The organism is Kitasatospora sp. NPDC052868, from assembly GCF_044547105.1.
Taxonomy (GTDB): Bacteria; Actinomycetota; Actinomycetes; order Streptomycetales; family Streptomycetaceae; genus Kitasatospora.
The window spans coordinates 180,012-198,129 of the sequence record NZ_JBITZW010000002.1; the positions used below are offsets into that span (position 1 = coordinate 180,012).

The following is an 18,118-nucleotide window of genomic DNA, read 5'->3' on the forward strand; positions in this document are numbered from 1 at the left end:
CGGTCGGCTCAGGGGGCGGGCCGCACCACCGCGGCCGCGCCGCCGCCGCGCCGCACCGGCTCGGCGGCCGCCACCCAGCGGCCGTCCGACAGCCGCTCGACGCCGGTCGCGGCGCCGATCTCGGGCGTACTCGCGAAGGCGTGGCCGAGCGCCTCCAGCCGCGCCCGCTCGGGCAGCGCGAGGAAGCCGGGCTCGGCCTGGGTGGCCGCGGTGTTGCGCTGGCTGGCGCGCGGCGCGGCGATCGCCTGCTCCAGGCTCAGACCGCGGTCGAGCCGGCCGAGCAGCACCTGGAGGGTGGTGGTGATGATGGTCGCGCCGCCGGGCGAGCCGGCCGCGAGGACGGGCTCGCCGTCGCGCAGCACGATGGTCGGCGAGAGCGAGGAGCGCGGGCGCTTGCCGGGCCCCGGCAGGTTGGGGTCGGGCACCCCGGGGACGAGCGGGGTGAAGCTGAAGTCGGTCAGCTCGTTGTTGAGCAGGAAGCCCCGGCCGGGCACGGTGATGCCGCTGCCGCCGGTCTGCTCCAGGGTCAGCGTGTAGGAGACGATGTTGCCCCACCGGTCGGCGACGGTGAGGTGGCTGGTGCTCAGCCCCTCGTACGGCTCGGGCGCCGCGGCGCCCGTGTTCGCGCAGTCGACCGGGTGGCGCGGGTCGCCGGGGGCGAGCGGGCTGGTGAGCGCGCGGTCGGGGCTGATCAGGCAGGCCCGGGAGGCGGCGTACCGCGGGGAGAGCAGCTCCTTGGCGGGCACGTCGTTGAAGGCCGGGTCGCCGACCCAGCGGTTGCGGTCGGCGAAGGAGATCCGGGAGGCCTCCAGGAAGTGGTGGTAGTACTGCGTGGTGTCCAGGGCGGACAGCTCGCCGTCCTCCAGGATGCCCAGCGCCTCGCCGACGGTGGTGCCGCCGGAGCTGGAGGGGGCGATCGAGTAGATGTCGTAGTCGCGGTAGGCGACGTGGGTGGGCTGCTGGCGGCGGACCTGGTAGGCGGCCAGGTCCGCGGCGTCCACCCGGCCCGGGCGGGCGTTGCGCCCGGAGGCCGGGTCGACCGGCGGGTGCTGGACGGTCCGGACGATGTCGGCGCCGAGGCCGCCCTGGTAGAGCGCCCTGGTGCCCTCCCGGCCCAGCTGCCGGTAGGTGGCCGCGAGGTCGGGGTTGCGGAAGGTGGAGCCGACCTCGGGCAGTCTGCCGCCGGGCAGGAAGAGGCTGCGGGTGGCGGGGAAGTCCTTGAACCGGTCCTGGTTGAGCGCGGTCTGGTCCTGGAAGGTCCGGTCGACCGTGAACCCCTGCTCGGCGATCCGCTCGGCGGGCTTCAGCGCGTCGGCGAACGAGCGCCTGCCCCACGCCTGGACGGCCGTCTCCCAGGTCGCCGGGGATCCGGGCACCCCGACCGAGAGCCCGCTGGTGACGGCGTCCGCGAACGCCAGCGGCTTGCCGTCCTCCAGGAACAGCCCCTCGTCGGCCGTCCGGGAGGCCGTCTCCCGGCCGTCGATGGTGTGGACCCGGCCGCTGTCGTGGTCGTAGTAGACGAAGTACCCGCCCCCGCCGATGCCGGCCGAGTACGGCTCCGTCACGCCGAGCGCCGCCGCCACGGCCACCGCCGCGTCCACCGCGTTGCCGCCCTTGCGCAGCACCTCGATCCCCGCGGCCGTGGCATCGGCGTCCACGCTGGCCACGGCGCCGCCCCAGCCCACCGCCTCGGGCGTCTTCGGCGGCGGCCCCGCCGCCCCGGCCGGCCCGGCGGCCGAACAGACCAGCGCGGTGGCGAGCAACAGCGGCGGGGCGATACGGGCCAGAGCTCTCATCCGAGGGCCTCCTGAGTCGACGTCAACTCCGTTGTTTCACAGGAGGCATGGACCGGACAACAGGGCCTCGCGGCTACCAACGGGTAGTTGACACACCGCCCGGCCCGCCGGGAGCGGGAGGGCCGACCGGCACCAGCCCCTACGGCACGCTGCGCTCCACCCGGCGGCGCTTGATGGTGCGGAAGCGGCGGGCGACCTGGCGGGCGAGGTCGGCGGCGCCGACCAGGCCGGCCTCGTTGCCGAGGGCCGCGTGCACGATGGCGGCCTCGGGCCGGAACCCGCGGCCGGTGAGGGTGCGGCGGAAGGTGTCGCGGGCGGGGGCGAGGAGGAGGTCCCCGGCCTCGGAGACCCCGCCGCCGATCACGAACCGGCCCGGGTCGAGCGCGGCCGCCAGGTTGGCGATGCCGACGCCGAGCCAGGTGCCGACCTCGTAGAGCAGCTCGGTGGCGGTCGGGTCGCCGGCCTGGGCCGCCTCGGTGACCAGCGGGCCGGTGATGCCCTCGACCGCGCCGCCGGCCCTGGCCAGCAGCGGCTGCACCACCGGCGACTCCTCGGCGACCAGCTCGCGCGCGTCCCGCACCAGGGCGTTGCCCGAGGAGTACTGCTCCCAGCAGCCGCGGTTGCCGCACGGGCAGCGGTGCCCGCCGGGCACCACCTGCATGTGCCCGAACTCGCCGCCCAGGCCGTACTTGCCCCGGTCGACGTAGCCGTCGCGGACGACGGCCCCGCCGATGCCGGTGCCGAGGGTGAGCATCACCATGTGGTCCTCGCCGCGCCCGGCGCCGAACCGCCACTCGGCCCAGGCGGCCGCGTTGGCGTCGTTCTCGACGATCACCGGGAACCGCAGCCGCTCGCTGAGCGCCTGCTGGAGCGGCTCGTTGCGCCAGTTCAGGTGCGGCGCGAAGAGCACCTTGGAGCGCTCGGCGTCCACCCAGCCGGCCGCGCCGATGCCCACCGCGTGGACGTCGTGCCGGTCGGCGAGCCGGAGCACCAGCTCGACGATGACGTCCTCGACCACCTTGGCGCTCTTGCTCTTGTCCGGGGTGTCGGTGCGCAGCTTCTCCAGGATCCGGCCCTCGCCGTCCACGACGCCCGCGACCACCTTGGTGCCGCCGATGTCGACGCCGATGGTGGGCAGCCGCAGGATGCCCGCGGGCAGGGCGCGGCGGCGGCGCTCGGCGCGCGGGCCGAGGCCGAGCAGGTTGGGCAGGACGGCCGGCCGGGTGGTGCCATGCGGGCTGGTCACGGCTGCGGGCGCTCCTTCGGATCGGTGGAGGGGTCGGGACGGCCCAGTTCGTGCGAGAGCTCGGCGAGGTCGGAGCCGCCGGCCATCTCGGTGGTGAGCTGTTCGAGGCCGATCTCCGCCCGGGGGTGGCTGCCGGCCATCCGTCCCCGCTTCAGCAGGGTGAAGTGGTCGCCGACCAGGTGGGCGTGGTGCGGGTTGTGGGTGATCAGGACGACTCCGAGCCCGGCGTCGCGGGCGGCGGTGACGTACTTGAGCACCACGCCGGACTGCTTGACGCCGAGGGCGGCGGTCGGCTCGTCGAGGATCAGGACGCGCGCCCCGAAGTGGACGGCCCGGGCGATCGCCACGCACTGGCGCTGGCCGCCGGAGAGGGTGCCGATCGGGCGGTCCACGTCGTGCAGGTCGATCCCCATCCGGGCGAGCGCCTCCCGCGTGGTGGCGCGCATCCCGTCGGCGTCCAGCCGGAGCCCGCCCCAGCGGCGGTGGCCCTGTTCGGAGCCGAGGAAGAAGTTGCGCCAGACCGGCATCAGCGGCACCACGGCGAGGTCCTGGTAGACGGTGGCGATGCCGAGGTCGAGGGCCTGGCGCGGGGAGTCGAGCCGGACCTCCTCGCCGCCGACGGTGTAGCGGCCCTCGTCGTGCTGGTGCAGCCCGGCGATGATCTTGATCAGGGTGGACTTGCCGGCGCCGTTGTCGCCCAGCACGCAGCTGATCTCGCCGGCGTGCAGGGTGAGCGAGACGTCCTGGAGCGCCCGGACGGTGCCGTAGGTCTTGCCCACGCCCTCCAGGGAGAGCAGTTCGGCACCCGGCTCCGGGTGCCCGCCGGCGACCGGCCCGTCGGTCGGGAGCGGCCCGTTCATCGCGGCCCCCGCTCGGCCCGGCCCTTGACCCAGGAGTTCAGCAGGGCGGCCAGCAGCAGCATGGCGCCCAGGAAGAACTTGAACCAGTCGGGGTTCCACTGGGCGTAGATGATGCCCTTGCTGACCATGCCGAAGATCAGCGCGCCGAGCGCGGAGCCGACCACCGAGCCGTAGCCGCCGGTGATCAGGCAGCCTCCGATGACGGCCGCCACGATGTAGATCAGCTCGTTGCCGACGCCCTCGCCGGACTGCACGGTGTCGAAGGAGAACAGCAGGTGCTGGCCGAGCACCCAGGCGCAGAAGCCGACCCCGAGGTAGAGCACCGTCTTCGTCCGGGCCACCGGCACGCCGACCGCCCGGGCCGCGGCCGCGTCCCCGCCGACGGCGAAGACCCAGTTGCCGAAGCGGGTGCGCAGCAGCACCCAGCTGCCGGCCGCCAGCAGGCCGAGCCACCACCAGACGGTGGCCTTGATCGTCAGCCCGCCGACGGTGACCTCGGAGGCGAACAGCCAGCGGCAGGAGGCGAAGCCCTCCATGTCGGAGATCGGCTTGGTGGAGACGGTGCCGGAGACCAGCTTGGTGACGCCGAGGTTGGCGCCGGTGAGCATCAGGAAGGTGCCCAGGGTGACGATGAAGCTGGGCAGCCTGGTGCGGCCGAGCATCCAGCCGTTGAATCCGCCGACGGCCAGCGTGACCAGCAGCGACACCAGGACGCCGACCCAGGTCACGGCGGTCAGCTGGTAGCTGACCATGGACGAGGTGAGCGCGGCGGTGGTGACCAGCACGCCGGCCGAGAGGTCGAACTCGCCGCCGATCATCAGCAGCGAGACCGGTACCGCCATGATCCCGATGGTGGAGGCCGCGTACAGCACGGTGCCCAGCGAGGAGACCCGCAGGAAGGGCTCGGCGACGGCGGCGAAGACCAGGAACACCGCGACGGCGGCGATCAGCGCGCCGAGTTCGGGGCGGGCGAGGAGCCGCCGCAGGGCCGCCGGGCGGTCCTGGGCGAGGACGTCGGTGCTCAACGCGTCCCCCTCGCGACGTACTCGGCGAGCGCGTCCGCGTTCTCCTTGGTGAGGATCTGCGGGCCGGTGAGCACGGGCTTGCCGCCGCCGAGCATGTCCAGGTTGGAGCGGTAGAGCCAGAGCAGGTCGACGCCCTCGTAGCCCTGGAGGTAGGGCTGCTGGTCGACGGCGAAGCCGACGCTGCCGGACTTGAGGCCGGCCACCACCTGCGTGCCCAGGTCGAAGGTGTCGAGCTCGACGGTGCGGCGGGCGTCCTGGATCGCCTGCAGACCGGTGGCGGCCATCGGGCCGGAGAGGGTGAGCACGGTGTCGATGCCCGGGTCGGCCTGGAGCTTGGCGGAGACCGAGGCGCGGGCGTCGGGCATGTTGACGCCGTCCACGTAGAGCACCTGGAACGAGCCGGCGGCCTTGGACTGGGCGCCGGAGCAGCGCTGCTCCTGCCCGACGTTGCCCTGCTCGTGGATCACGCAGAGCACGTTCCTGCGCCCGCGCGAGGCGAGCTCGGCGCCGGCCGCCTGGCCGGCGGTGGTCTCGTCCTGGCCGATGTGGGTGAGCGCGCCGAACCGGGCGGAGTACTCCTGGCCGGAGTTGATGGTGATCACCGGGATGCCGGCGGCCTTGGCCTTGCCGAGCACGTCGCCGAGCGCGTCGCCCTTGGCGAGGGTGACCAGCAGGCCGTCCACCTTCTGGTCGATGGCCGCCTGGACGAGCTGGACCTGGTTCTGGGTCTGCGCGTCGTTGGAGTACAGGAAGGTGATGTTGTCCTTGGCCGCTGCCTGCTCGGCGCCCTTGCGCACGGTGTCCCAGAAGGCGTCGCCGGCACCCGCGTGGGTCACCATGGCGACCTTCCAGCGGGGGGTGGTGACGGCGGCTCCGGCGGCCGCGGCGGCCTTGTCGCGGGCCTGCTCGGCGCGGAGGCCGCCGGTGCTGCTGCAGCCGGCCACGGCGGCCAGCAGCACCAGGGCGGCGCAGGCCGGCCGGAGCCGGCGGTAAGGGCGAAAGCGGGTTGTGCTCATCCCCATAGTCTCGCTGCCCGCCGCACGGGCTCTTGCACCGCCTCGCCCGCCGCCGCGGTCCGTACGGGCGGTATCGTGCCCGCGGGGGCGATCCTGGGAGTTCGCTGGGCATCGCGCCCGGCCGAAGTCCGGATGACGGCCGCCCAGATGGCAGACTATGTCCGACCCGAAAAGGGATCATCACGGAAACGTGATGTTCCTCTCAGGTTCCGCACAGATTCGGACGGCAACCGACCCCCGTTCCAGACCGTCTGATGCCATTGGAGTGCGTTCCGGGCGAGTGGGGCCCGGGGCGGCTTGCAACCCGGATACGAGAACTTGATGCAACTGGTAGGTACGCCATTCTTCGTCTGCACGGTGATCCTCGTGCCGATCTCCATCGCGGTGGCGATGCTGCTCTGGGGCAAGGTGCGAGGCCCCGAGCCGGTGCGGATCCTGTCCAGGCTTGCCATGATCGTGTTCTGCCAGGTCACCGCCGTGGTGATGGTCTTCGTCATGGTCAACAACGCCAACCTGATCTACGGCAGCTGGGACGACCTGCTCGGCACCGGTAACCACGTCCGGGCCGTGCCCTCCGTCCCGCCGGCGGAGCCCGCGGCGCCGGGCGGTGCGGCCGGCACCCCGGCACCCGCCGGTGACGCCAAGCCGCCCGCGAAGGCGCTGCAGTCCTTCAAGGGCGTGGACGACCCCAAGGTGCCGAACGACGTCCAGAAGACCGAGCTCAAGGGCCAGCTGTCCGGGGTGGACGGCGAGGTGCTGGTCTGGCTGCCGCCGCAGTACCACGACCCGGCGTTCAAGGACCGCAAATTCCCGGTCGTCGAGCTGATCCCGGGCTTCCCCGGCTCGTCCTCCACCTGGTACGGCACGCTGAAGGTCTCCGAGCAGCTGAAGCCGCTGATGCAGCAGGGCAAGGTGGCGCCGTTCATCCTGGTCTCGCCGCGCACCCTGCTGCTGGGCAACAGCACCGACGCCGGCTGCACCGACGTGCCCGGCAAGGTCAACGCCGACACCTGGCTGACCCGGGACGTCCCGCAGATGGTGCTGGACAACTTCCGCGCCGACCCGTCGCCGGACCGCTGGGGGGTCGCCGGCTACTCGGCCGGCGCCCACTGCGCCACCAAGCTGTCCCTGGCCCACCCCAACCGCTACCGGGCCGGTGTCAGCCTCTCCGGCTACAACGACCCGGCGGTCGAGAAGGACTCGCTGGTCGGCAAGGACGCGAAGCTGCGCGAGGCCAACAACCCGGTCAACATCGTGAAGAGCGCCGCCCAGCCGCCGAAGGTCGCCCTGTACATCAGCGGCAACAAGGGCGACGGCTACGAGGACGGCCAGGCCATCGCGGCGGTCGCCAAGGCCCCGACCACCATCCAGGTCCAGGAGACCACCGGGCCGCACTCCAGCGACGTCTGGAAGAACATGGTGCCGGGCGTCTTCGAGTGGCTCACCTCGGTCATCCCGGCCCAGCCGTAACGGGGCACGCCGTACGGAGCAGTGCCACCGGGCCCGCCGCGCAGTCGCGCGGCGGGCCCGTGCACAGGTCGGAACAGGTCGGAACAGAACGGAGCAGGCCGGCTCAGGCCAGTTCGAGCGCCAGGTAGAAGTCCACCCGGTCCTCCAGCCGGGAGAGGTCCCGGCCCGTCAGTTCCTCGATACGGCCGATCCGGTACCGCAGCGTGTTGACGTGGACGTGCAGCTGAGCGGCACAGCGGGTCCAGGAGCCGTCCGAGCGCAGGAACGCCTCCAGCGTGCGGACCAGGTCCGCCTGGTGCTCGATGTCGTAGGCGATCACCTTGTCCAGCAGCCGGCTGCGGAAGGCCCGGCGGACCTCGTCGGGGACGGCCGCCAGCAGCAGCACGTGCGAGGCCAGCTCCTCCGGACCGGCCACGCAGACCCGGCCGACCCGGGCGGCGGCGATCCGGCGGGCGTGCCGGGCCTCCTCCAGGGCGCCGCGCAGGCCGCCCGCCTCGGAGGCGGGGGCGGAGACGCCGAGGGTGATCCGGCCCTCCGAGCCGAGGCCGGCCTCCAGCGGCGCGAGCAGCTCGCGCAGGGTGTCGGCGGGCACCGAGCTGTCGAAGGCGGGCATCACCACCACGGCGCCGGTGCCGGCCCCGGCCACCAGGGCGCGGTCGGTGGTCCCGTTGAGAGCTTCCTCCAGGATTGAGCGCACCACCCCCTCGGGTAGGCCCGTCCCCTCGGCGCTGAGCACCAGCCAGGAGCCGTCCGGGGTCTGCGTCTTGGGCTCGGGGCTCTCGTAGCGGGCGGCCATCGCACTGGAGGCGTAGAGGGTGCGGCTGATCTCGGCCGGGTCGGCGTCGCGCTGAAGCAGGGTCAGCACCTCGTCGGCGAGGCGGCGGCGCAGCCGGCGGCCCTCGTCGCGGCGGTGGCGCTCGGCGGCGACCAGCCGGGCCAGGTTCTCGGCGAGCTGCTGGCGCTTGCCGGTCCACTCGGTGACGTCGCCGGCCACCGCGAGCACCCAGTCGGCGAGCGGCGCCTCGGTGTCGGCCAGCGCGGGGGCGGGCAGCAGCGAGTACGAGCCGGTGGCCAGCCTGGCCCGGTGCGGGGGGCGGCGGCGCTGGCGCTGGGCGCCGAGGTGGGCGCGGACGAGCTGGTCGCGGTCCTCGGCGGAGAGCCGGTCGGCGGGACCGGCGATCACCGCGCCGGTCGGGGTGAGCACCCAGCAGTCGAGGTCGAGGTCGCCGCCGAGCAGGTCGAGGACGGCGTCCAGGCCGCCGCCGCCGGCCGCGGAGACCAGCAGCCGGTGGCGGTCGACCAGGGCGGCCAGGTCGGCGGCGCGGTCGGCGGAGACCTGGCGGCCGATGAACTCGGTGACCGTGCCGAAGGCGATGTCGTCGGGTACGGCCAACAGGGGCATCCGGTGGCGCCGACACGCCTCGACCAGGTCCTCGGGGACGGGCCCGACCTCGGCCTCGCCGGCCGCGAGGGCGACGGCGCCGCCGGCCACGATGGTGCGCACGAAGCGCTCGGAGTCGGCCGGCGCGGTGCGCCAGAGCATGCCGGTGAGCACCAGCTCACCGCCGTGCAGGTAGCGCCCCGGGTCGTGCAGGTCGGTGGTCATGACGCCGCTGACCTGCCGGTCCAGCTCGTCCTCGGCCGCGAGCAGGCGCAGTCTCGGGGCGCCGGGGGCGAGCAGGTCACGGACACGCATCCGCGGACTCCTAACGGGCTGGGGTGAGGGTGGGGGTGCCCGAGCACGCGGTCCGGGGGTCACAGTGTGCCCGAACATCCGTCCTCGGTGTTACGTACCGACCGGCACCCGGATCACGGGCCCGTAGCTTGGGAATCACAGCCGGATTACGGTCGTAGATGGCGCCCGGTCCACAGCTGGGCTGCGAGATTGTCGTCCTTAGAGGAACGTACAGGATGGCGGGCGGGACCACAGCCGGGGCTTCATGCCATCGGTGACTGCCAGTGGGCCCCGTCACAGCGGTTCACTGGCAAACACGCCGCCGGACACAGACCGGTGACCAGGATCCGACGCCAAGGCAACGAAGCGGTTTGCGTGGTCCGAACACCGGGTTCCGGGCACTGTGCCCACCCGCCCGGCAGGCGACGACTTGAGGAGACACCCGCATGGAGTTCCTTCGGCCCGCTAGCTGGGACGAGGCACTCGCGGTGAAGGCTGAGTACCCGACCGCGCTGCCCATCTCGGGCGGTACGGACGTCATGGTCGAGATGAACTTCGACGTGCACCGGCCATCCGCGATTCTCGACCTGAACCGCATCACCGAGCTCACCGAATGGTCGAACGACGGCGACGTCGTCCGGCTCGGTGCCTCCGTCCCGTACACCCGGATCATCAACGAGCTGTCCGGTCCGCTGCCGGGCCTCGCGCTGGCCTCCCACACGGTCGGCTCCCCGCAGATCCGCAACCGCGGCGGCGTGGGCGGCAACCTCGGTGGCGCCTCGCCCGCCGGCGACGCGCACCCCGCGCTGCTGGCGGCCGGCCGGGACGTCTTCGTGGAGGCCGCATCCGTGCGCGGCACCCGGATGATCCCGATCGACGAGTTCTACGTCGGCGTCAAGCGCAACTCGCTCCAGCAGGACGAGCTGATCCGCGCGGTGCACATCCCGGTCGCGGACGGGCCCCAGCAGTTCTCCAAGATCGGCACCCGCAACGCCATGGTGATCGCGGTCTGCGCCTTCGGTTTCGCCCTTCACCCGAAGAACGGCACCGTCGGCACCGGCATCGGCTCGGCCGCCCCCACGCCGCGCCGCGCCGTGGAGGCCGAGGAGTACCTGCAGGGCGTGCTCGCCGAGCGCGGCCTGTGGGAGTCCGGCGAGCTGCTGGGCGCCGAGGTGATCCAGAAGTTCGGCGAACTGGTGAAGGCCGCCGCCTCCCCGATCGACGACGTCCGCGGCACGGCCGACTACCGCCGGCACTCGCTGGCCGTGATGGCCCGCCGCACGCTCACCTGGACGTGGAACGACTACAGCAAGCAGATCAGGAGCGCGGCATGAGGGTCACTTTCACCGCCAACGGAAAGCCCGTCGAGGCGGACGACGTCTGGGAGGGCGAGAGCCTCCTGTACGTGCTGCGCGAGCGGGTCGGCCTGCCGGGTTCGAAGAACGCCTGCGAGCAGGGCGAGTGCGGCTCCTGCACGGTCTACCTGGACGGCACCCCGGTCTGTTCCTGTCTGGTCGCGGCCGGCCAGGTGCAGGACCGGGACGTGCGCACCGTCGAGGGCCTGGCCGACGAGGGCGGCGAGCTGGGCCTCGTCCAGCAGGCCTTCGTCGACGCCGGCGCCGTGCAGTGCGGCTTCTGCACCCCCGGCCTGCTGGTGCAGACCGACGCGCTGCTGGAGCAGGACGCCCAGCCGAGCGACAACGACATCCGCGAGGCGCTCTCCGGCAACCTGTGCCGCTGCACGGGCTACGAGAAGATCATGGACGCGGTGCGGCTGGCTTCCGCCCGCAAGTGCGCTGGTAAGGGGCTTGGAGCATGAGCACTCGCACCATCCAGGGGCAGAAGAACCTGCAGAACATCAACCAGGCCAGCAAGGACGGCATCGGCGGCTCGCCGCTGCGCCCGGACGGCAACCTGAAGGTCAGGGGCGAGTTCGCCTACTCGTCCGACATGTGGCACGAGGACATGCTCTGGGGTATGGCGCTGCGCTCGCCGCACCCCCGCGCCAACATCCTCTCGGTGGACATCTCCGAGGCCCTGAAGGTCCCCGGCGTGTACGCGGTCCTCACCCACGACGACATCCCGGGCTCGAAGTTCTACGGCCTGGAGATCCAGGACCAGCCGGCCCTGGCGATCGACAAGGTCCGCTACCACGGTGAGGCGATCGCGCTGGTCGCGGCCGACCACCCGGAGACGGCCCGCCGCGCGGTGAAGAAGATCAAGGTCGAGTACGAGGTGCTCACCCCGATCACCACCGAGGAGCAGTGCCTCGACCCGCAGACGTACGGCTACGTGCACGAGCCGCACGAGTACAAGTCGCACGGCTATGACAACATCTGCCACGAGCAGAAGCTGGTCTCCGGCCTGGGCGTGACGGACGAGGTCCGCGCGCTGGCGGACGTCATCGTCAGTGGCGACTACGAGGTCGGCATGCAGGACCAGGCCTTCCTCGGCCCGGAGTCCGGCCTGGCGGTGCCCGCCGAGGACGGCGGCATCGACCTCTACATCGCCACCCAGTGGCTGCACGTGGACCGCCAGCAGATGGCGCCCGTGCTGGCCCTGCCGGAGGAGAAGGTCCGCCTCACCCTGGCCGGCGTCGGCGGTGCGTTCGGCGGCCGCGAGGACCTGTCGATGCAGATCCACGCCTGCCTGCTGGCGCAGCACACCGGCAAGCCGGTCAAGATCGTCTACGCCCGGGACGAGTCATTCTTCGGCCATGTGCACCGCCACCCGGCCCGGATGCACTACGAGCACGGCGCCACCCGCGACGGCAGGCTGGTCTTCGCCGACTGCCGGATCGTGCTGGACGGCGGCGCGTACGCCTCCGCCTCGCCCGCCGTCGTCGGCAACGCGGCCTCGCTCGGACACGGCCCGTACGTGATCCCGAACGTGAAGATGCACGCCATCGCGCTCTACAGCAACAACCCGTCCTGCGGGGCGATGCGCGGATTCGGCGCCGTCCAGGCCGCGTTCGGCTACGAGACGCAGATGGACAAGCTGGCCGCCGAGCTGGGCATGGACCCGGTCGAGCTGCGCCAGCTCAACGCGATGTCCGAGGGCGACTTCATGCCCACCGGCCAGCAGATCGACTCGCCGGCCCCGGTCGCCGAGCTGCTGCGGCGGGTCAAGGACATGCCGCTGCCGCCGCCGCTGGACCTGGCGAACCTGGACGTCCGCCAGATCCCGGGCGCGCTGTCCAACACCTCGCACGGCGAGGGCATCGTGCGCGGCGTCGGCTACTCGGTCGGCATCAAGAACGTCGGTTTCTCCGAGGGCTTCGACGACTACTCCACCGCGCGGGTGCGCATCGAGGTCATCGGCGGCGAGCCGGTCGCCATGGTGCACACCGCGATGGCCGAGGTCGGCCAGGGCGGCATCACCGTGCACGCCCAGATCGTCCGCACCGAGCTGGGCGTGGAGCAGGTCACCATCCACCCGGCCAACACCGAGGTCGGCTCGGCCGGCTCCACCTCCGCCTCGCGCCAGACGTACATGACCGGCGGTGCGGTGAAGCTCGCCGCCGAGGCGGTCAAGCAGGCCGTGATCGACAAGGGCCGCCGGCGCTACGGCTGGACCCAGACCGATCTGACGCTGGCCGGCGGCAAGGTGGTCTCGGAGTCGGCGGGTTCGCTGATCTCCATCGTCGACCTGCTGGGCGACGACGCGATCGACCTCACCCGTGAGCACCACCACCGCCCGACCGTCCCGTTCGACAAGGAGACCGGGCAGGGCTTCGGCCACGTCCAGTACACCTTCTGCGCCAACCGCGCGGTGGTCGACGTGGACGTCGAGCTGGGCCTGGTCAAGGTGGTCGAGCTGACCGCCGCCCAGGACGTCGGCAAGGCGCTCAACCCGCTCTCGGTGGTCGGCCAGATCCAGGGCGGCTGCACCCAGGCGCTCGGCCTGGCCGTGATGGAGGAGATCATCGTCAAGGACGGGAAGGTGCGCAACGCGTCCTTCACCGACTACCTGATCCCCACCATCCTGGACACCCCGCCGATCCCGGTGGACGTCCTGGAACTGCCCGACCCGCACGCCCCGTACGGGCTGCGCGGTGTCGGCGAGGCCCCGACCGTCTCCGCGACGCCGTCCATCGTGGCCGCCATCCGCAACGCGACCGGCCTGGCGCTCAACCGGATCCCGGTCCGGCCCGAGCACCTGACCACCGAGACGCCCGGCGCCCTGTAGGCCCCGGGCCCGTGAACCTCCCCGGGGCGGCGACAGTCCTCCCGCCGCCCCGGGGCAGCACCACCCGCACCACCCGACGCGGTGAAGAGCACCACCAACGCAATGAAGAGCACCACCCATGCACCAACCGACACGAAGCGAACGCCCCATCCCGCTGCCTCTCCCACGCCGGGGTTCTGCAGCGGTGCGCACCACCTACGCACCGCAGGCACCGCCACAGAGTGCGCCCAGTGAGTCGAGTAGTCCCCCTGTGCCAACTTCGTTGACTGGCTGTCAGGTCGGCTCGCCCACCCCAACCCCCTTTGACACTTGGGAGTGGACATGACCCGGATTCCCACGGAGCCCGGCACCACTGAAGACAGACCCGCCGAGGACGACGCCCCCACGTCGCCCCCGGCCGCCTCCCCGAGGAACGCGCTGGACGCGTACTTCAAGGTCTCCGCACGGGGATCGACCCTCGCGAACGAGCTTCGCGGCGGCCTCACCACCTTCATGGCGATGGCCTACATCGTCCTGCTCAACCCGATCCTGCTCGGCGGCGCCGACAAGACCGGATTCAAGCTCGACCACTCCCAACTGACCACCGCCACCGCGCTGGCCGCGGCCGTCACCACCATCCTCATGGGTGTGATCGGCAACGTCCCGCTGGCGCTGGCCGCCGGTCTCTCGGTCTCCGGCGCGGTCTCCGCGATCGTCGTGCCGAACACCACCTGGCCGCAGGCCATGGGTCTGTGCATCGTCTACGGCCTGCTGATCGTGCTCCTGGTCGTCTCCGGCCTCCGGCAGAAGATCATGGACGGCATCCCGCTGCCGCTCAAGCACGCCATCACCATCGGCATCGGCCTCTTCGTCGCCCTGATCGGCCTGGTCAAGGCCGGCTTCGTGCACCACGGCCCGGACCCGTACGGGCCGCCCGTGTCGCTCGGCCCCAAGGGTGAGCTGGTCGGCTGGCCCGTCCTGATCTTCGCGGTCACCCTCCTGGCGATCTTCGTCCTGCTCGCCCGCAAGGTCCGCGGTGCCATCCTCATCGGCATCGCCGGCGGCACCGCGCTGGCCTTCGTCGTCAACGCCGTGGTCGACCTGCCCGAGCACACCTGGGCCAGCTCGATCCCGGAGTGGCCCGGCAGCCCGGTCGCCGCCCCCGACTTCGGCCTCTTCGGCAAGGTCGACCTGTTCGGCGCCTTCGGCAGCCAGGGCATGGGCGCCATCAGCGCCTCCGTCGCGGTCTTCACCCTCGTCCTGGCCGGCTTCTTCGACGCGATGGCCACCATCATCGGCGTCGGCACCGAGGCGGGTCTCGCCGACAAGCAGGGCCGGATGCCCGGCCTCTCCAAGGCGCTGTTCATCGACGGTGCCGGCGGCGCGGTCGGCGGCCTGGCCGGCGCCTCCGGGCAGACCGTCTTCGTGGAGTCCGCCACCGGCGTCGGGGACGGCGCCCGGACCGGCCTCGCCTCCACCGTCACCGGCGCGCTCTTCGCCCTGATGCTGTTCTTCTCGCCGCTCGCCGGCATCGTCCCGGTCGAGGTCGCCTCCGCCGCCCTCGTCGTCATCGGCTCGATGATGATGAGCCAGGCCCGCCACATCGACTGGTCGGACCGCGAGACAGCCATCCCGGCCTTCCTCACCTGCGTCCTGATGCCGTTCACCTACAACATCACCGCGGGTGTCGCCGCCGGCGTCATCTCCTACGTGACCATCAAGGCCGGCACCGGCAAGTGGCGCGAGCCCGGCGTGCTGATGTGGATCCTGACCGCGGTCTTCGTGGTCTACTTCGCCCTCACCCCGGTCAAGTCCTGGCTGGGCGCCCACTAGGGCGTGTCTGACAATTCGCGCGCGGCGAGAATTGTCAGACACGCCCTGACAGCACCGCCGCCGTACGGGAATCGTTTCCCGTACGGCGGCACCCCCCTTCCGCTCACATCCGCGATCCGTGAGGAGCTCCCCGACATGCAGGACATCGCCGAGCAGCTGCAGGCCTGGCACGCGTCCGGGCGCTCCTTCGCCGTGGCCACGGTGGTCGGGGTCTCCGGCAGCGCGCCGCGCGACCCGGGGGCCGCGCTCGCCGTCGACGCCGGGGGCGAGGCGATCGGCAGCGTCTCCGGCGGCTGCGTCGAGGGGGCCGTGTACGAGCTGTGCCAGGCCGCGATCGCCTCCGGCGAGCCGGTGCTGGAGCGGTTCGGCTACAGCGACGAGGACGCCTTCGCGGTCGGCCTGACCTGCGGCGGCATCCTGGACGTCTTCGTCCAGCCGATCACCCCCGGCGCCGACGCCGCGCTCGACGCGGGCATCACCTACATCGCCTCCGGCACCCCCGTGGCGCTCGCCCGGGCCATCGCCGGGCCGCCGGCCCTGGTCGGCGCCACCGTCTGCGTCACCGCCGACACCCACCACGGTGCCCTCTCCCCCGCGCCCTCGACCGTGGCCGCCCTGGAGCGCGCCGTCGTCGCCGAGGCCCGGGCCATGCTGGACGCCGGGCGCACCGGGAGGATCGTCCTCGGCCTGGACGGGCGGCCCTGCGACGACGCCGACCAGGGCACCGTCACCTTCTTCGTCGAGTCCTACGTGCCCGCGCCCCGGATGATCGTCTTCGGTGCGATCGACTTCGCCGCCGCCGTGGTGCGGATCGGCCGGTTCCTCGGCTACCACGTCACGGTCTGCGACGCCCGCCCGGTCTTCGCCACCGAGCGGCGCTTCCCCGAGGCCGACCAGGTCGTCGTCGACTGGCCGCACCGCTACCTCGACTCCCAGCTCGACCGGATCGACGGCCGGACGGTGCTCTGCGTCCTCACCCACGACGCCAAGTTCGACATCCCGCTGCTGGAGCGCGCCCTGCGCCTGCCCCTCGGGTACGTCGGCGCGATGGGCTCGCGCCGCACCCACCGGGACCGCAACGCCAAGCTGCGCGAGGCCGGCCTGACCGAGGCCGAGATCGCCCGGCTGCGCTCGCCGATCGGCCTGGACCTCGGCGCCCGCACCCCCGAGGAGACCGCCGTCTCGGTCGCCGCCGAGATCATCGCCCACCGCCGGGGCGGCAGCTGCCTGCCGCTGAGCGCCGGCGACGGGCCGATCCACCACGACCTGGCGCGCGCGCAGGAGCCGGCCGGCGCCGCCGGGAAGCCGCGGCCGCACGCGGCCTGAGCCCCTGCCCGTCGGCGCCGGGTTTCAGCGCACCACGTTGTACGCCTCGCACAGCAGCGCCGGCGTGGTCGGGATGCCGACCTCCTCGAGGATCGGCATCAGCACCGCCGCGAAGTGCTCGAAGGCCTCGCGGGACTCCCACACGTCGGTGACGTGCCAGCCGCCGTCCGGCGACGGGCCCGCCGCGTGCAGGACCAGCCCGCGCACCGGCCAGTCGGACGGCGAGTTCAGCCCGGTACCGCCGGTCAGCCGGTCCACGGCCTCCTCGTACTGCGCCTGGCCGACGCCGGGGAACTCGAACGCCGCGATGATCGCCATGGGCTGCTCCTGCCTGGTGGGCTGTCGCCTCCCATGCAGCCCCGCCCCCGCCCCGACGGCCATCCCGGCGCCCCCACCCGGGTGACGTTGCGGGCCCCGGACGGCGGCGGCACGCTGGAGACCAGGGATCCGCCCTGACACCCCGGTCCGGGGAAGGGAGCACCGCCATGCGCGCCCTGCTGGAAATCACCCTCGACACCGCGACCAGCAACCGGCTGATCGCCGACGGCGCGGTCGCCGGGATCTTCGAGCGCCTGATGAACGACCTCAAGCCCGAGGCCGCCTACTTCTTCGCCCGCAACGGCCGGCGCAGCCAGATCATCGTCGTCGACGTTCCGGACGAGGCCGCGCTGCCCGCCATCTGCGAACCGTTCTGGCTGGAGTTCAACGCCGACGTCGACGTGCACCTCTGCATGGACCCCGCCCAACTGCGCGAGGGCCTCGGACGCCTCGGGCGCTGAGCCGCCGGGGCGCGCTACTGCGAGGCCGCGAGCCGCAGGCCGAAGCCGAGCACCACCACGCCGGTCACCCGGTCCAGCGCGCGCCGCGCGGCCGGCCGCCGCAGCCACCCGCGCAGCACGTGGGCGAAGCCGACCAGGACGGCCGACCAGAGCAGCCCCTCCACGACGTGGACGCAGGTCAGCGCGACGCCGGCGGCGAAGTGCGGGGCCGCCGCCGGGATGAACTGCGGCAGCACCGCCACGTAGAAGACGCCGACCTTGGGGTTCAGCAGGTTGGTCAGCGTGCCGCGCCGCCAGCCGTACCGCAGGCCCCCGTCGACCGGCCCCTCCTCGGGCGCCGCCGCACCGCCCCGGGCGCGCAGCATGCCGACGCCCATCCAGACCAGGTAGGCGGCCCCGGCCCAGCGCAGCACCTCGTACGCGAGCTGGGAGGCCGTCAGCAGGGCGGTCACCCCGGCCGAGGTGAGGGTGCCCCAGATCAGCGTGCCGGTCTGGATGCCGAGCACCACGCCCCAGGCCTGGCGACGGTGGCCGAGGGCCGCCGTGCGCAGGACCAGGGCGGTGTCGAGGCCGGGGGTGAGCGTGAGCAGCCCCACGACGAGGGCGAAGGACCACAGGGCCGTCGAGATCTCCATGGCCCCTGATCGTAGGCTCTACACCGGCCGCACCCGCTCGGCCACCGGGCGGCCCTCCTGCTCGGTCGGGTCGTACTCCACCTGCTGCCCCTCGGTCAGCGCCCGTTCGCTCTCCGAGCCCTGGATCGAGTCGAAGTACACGTACAGCGCGGGCCCGCCGTCGTCGGGGGTGATCATGCCGTAGCCGTGATCCACGTGGTAGGACTGCACGGTGCCGGTGGCCATGGGGAGCTCCTTCGCTTCCGCGGGGTGGTGGACCTCCTGGGTACCAAACCCCCGGGCCCGCGCCG

At 72.6% G+C, this 18,118-nt stretch carries 16 protein-coding genes; 7 read left to right on the top strand and 9 right to left on the bottom strand.

Features of this window, described 5'->3' with window-relative positions:
* Positions 1–8: 8 nt before the first annotated feature.
* The 5 genes from ggt to ACIGZJ_RS04460 all read right to left on the bottom strand — a co-directional run bounded on the left by ggt (position 9) and on the right by ACIGZJ_RS04460 (position 5,943).
* Entirely contained in the window at positions 9–1,796 is a 1,788-nt protein-coding gene (ggt, locus tag ACIGZJ_RS04440; RefSeq protein ID WP_396455880.1) for a gamma-glutamyltransferase, read from the bottom strand.
* 139 nt (positions 1,797–1,935) lie between these two features.
* Positions 1,936–2,997 carry an ROK family glucokinase gene (locus ACIGZJ_RS04445; RefSeq protein WP_396456226.1) on the bottom strand — a complete coding sequence of 354 codons (1,062 nt, stop codon included), beginning with the start codon at positions 2,995–2,997 and terminating at the stop codon, positions 1,936–1,938.
* 41 nt (positions 2,998–3,038) lie between these two features.
* Positions 3,039–3,902 (bottom strand): ATP-binding cassette domain-containing protein, encoded by an 864-nt coding sequence (locus tag ACIGZJ_RS04450; RefSeq protein ID WP_396455881.1) that lies wholly within the window; start codon positions 3,900–3,902, stop codon positions 3,039–3,041.
* Positions 3,899–4,927 (bottom strand): ABC transporter permease, encoded by a 1,029-nt coding sequence (locus ACIGZJ_RS04455; protein WP_392931317.1) that lies wholly within the window; start codon positions 4,925–4,927, stop codon positions 3,899–3,901. The genes ACIGZJ_RS04450 and ACIGZJ_RS04455 overlap by 4 nt, the downstream gene beginning before the upstream one ends.
* Complete coding sequence (locus ACIGZJ_RS04460) at positions 4,924–5,943, bottom strand: sugar ABC transporter substrate-binding protein (protein ID WP_396455882.1); 1,020 nt, start codon at positions 5,941–5,943, stop codon at positions 4,924–4,926. The genes ACIGZJ_RS04455 and ACIGZJ_RS04460 overlap by 4 nt, the downstream gene beginning before the upstream one ends.
* Before the next feature lie 366 nt (positions 5,944–6,309).
* On the opposite strand from ACIGZJ_RS04460, the gene ACIGZJ_RS04465 reads away from it, so the two are divergent.
* A complete protein-coding gene (locus ACIGZJ_RS04465; protein WP_396455883.1) occupies positions 6,310–7,413 on the top strand; it encodes an alpha/beta hydrolase in 1,104 nt (367 codons plus the stop codon).
* Between the two features lie 103 nt (positions 7,414–7,516).
* On the opposite strand, the gene ACIGZJ_RS04470 is transcribed toward ACIGZJ_RS04465, so the two are convergent.
* Complete coding sequence (locus ACIGZJ_RS04470; RefSeq protein ID WP_396455884.1) at positions 7,517–9,109, bottom strand: PucR family transcriptional regulator; 1,593 nt, start codon at positions 9,107–9,109, stop codon at positions 7,517–7,519.
* A gap of 425 nt (positions 9,110–9,534) precedes the next feature.
* Between ACIGZJ_RS04470 and ACIGZJ_RS04475 the strand changes: the two genes are divergently transcribed.
* The 5 genes from ACIGZJ_RS04475 to ACIGZJ_RS04495 all read left to right on the top strand — a co-directional run bounded on the left by ACIGZJ_RS04475 (position 9,535) and on the right by ACIGZJ_RS04495 (position 16,414).
* Positions 9,535–10,422, top strand: a complete 888-nt coding sequence (locus ACIGZJ_RS04475; protein WP_396455885.1) for an FAD binding domain-containing protein — start codon at positions 9,535–9,537, stop codon at positions 10,420–10,422.
* On the top strand, positions 10,419–10,907 hold the full coding sequence (locus ACIGZJ_RS04480; RefSeq protein ID WP_387945959.1) for a (2Fe-2S)-binding protein: 489 nt from the start codon (positions 10,419–10,421) through the stop codon (positions 10,905–10,907). The genes ACIGZJ_RS04475 and ACIGZJ_RS04480 overlap by 4 nt, the downstream gene beginning before the upstream one ends.
* Positions 10,904–13,276 carry a xanthine dehydrogenase subunit D gene (gene pucD, locus ACIGZJ_RS04485; RefSeq protein WP_396455886.1) on the top strand — a complete coding sequence of 791 codons (2,373 nt, stop codon included), beginning with the start codon at positions 10,904–10,906 and terminating at the stop codon, positions 13,274–13,276. The genes ACIGZJ_RS04480 and pucD overlap by 4 nt, the downstream gene beginning before the upstream one ends.
* 321 nt (positions 13,277–13,597) lie before the next feature.
* The gene (locus ACIGZJ_RS04490) at positions 13,598–15,088 is read left to right on the top strand and encodes an NCS2 family permease (protein WP_396455887.1); all 1,491 of its coding nucleotides are present in this window, start codon (positions 13,598–13,600) and stop codon (positions 15,086–15,088) included.
* 135 nt (positions 15,089–15,223) lie between these two features.
* Positions 15,224–16,414, top strand: coding sequence for an XdhC family protein (locus tag ACIGZJ_RS04495; protein ID WP_396455888.1), 1,191 nt, complete (start codon positions 15,224–15,226; stop codon positions 16,412–16,414).
* 24 nt (positions 16,415–16,438) lie between these two features.
* Here the strand turns inward: ACIGZJ_RS04495 and ACIGZJ_RS04500 are convergent, their stop codons facing one another.
* Positions 16,439–16,732: a hypothetical protein gene (locus tag ACIGZJ_RS04500; protein WP_396455889.1), complete on the bottom strand. Its 294-nt coding sequence runs from the start codon at positions 16,730–16,732 to the stop codon at positions 16,439–16,441.
* A gap of 167 nt (positions 16,733–16,899) precedes the next feature.
* Between ACIGZJ_RS04500 and ACIGZJ_RS04505 the strand changes: the two genes are divergently transcribed.
* Positions 16,900–17,193 carry a hypothetical protein gene (locus tag ACIGZJ_RS04505; RefSeq protein ID WP_396455890.1) on the top strand — a complete coding sequence of 98 codons (294 nt, stop codon included), beginning with the start codon at positions 16,900–16,902 and terminating at the stop codon, positions 17,191–17,193.
* A 14-nt stretch (positions 17,194–17,207) separates the two neighbouring features.
* Here ACIGZJ_RS04505 and ACIGZJ_RS04510 read toward each other — a convergent pair whose 3' ends face one another.
* Together ACIGZJ_RS04510 and ACIGZJ_RS04515 are read right to left on the bottom strand one after the other, a co-directional pair.
* Positions 17,208–17,828, bottom strand: coding sequence for a LysE family translocator (locus tag ACIGZJ_RS04510; protein ID WP_396455891.1), 621 nt, complete (start codon positions 17,826–17,828; stop codon positions 17,208–17,210).
* A gap of 18 nt (positions 17,829–17,846) precedes the next feature.
* Complete coding sequence (locus ACIGZJ_RS04515) at positions 17,847–18,053, bottom strand: cold-shock protein (RefSeq protein ID WP_396455892.1); 207 nt, start codon at positions 18,051–18,053, stop codon at positions 17,847–17,849.
* Positions 18,054–18,118 lie beyond the last annotated feature (65 nt).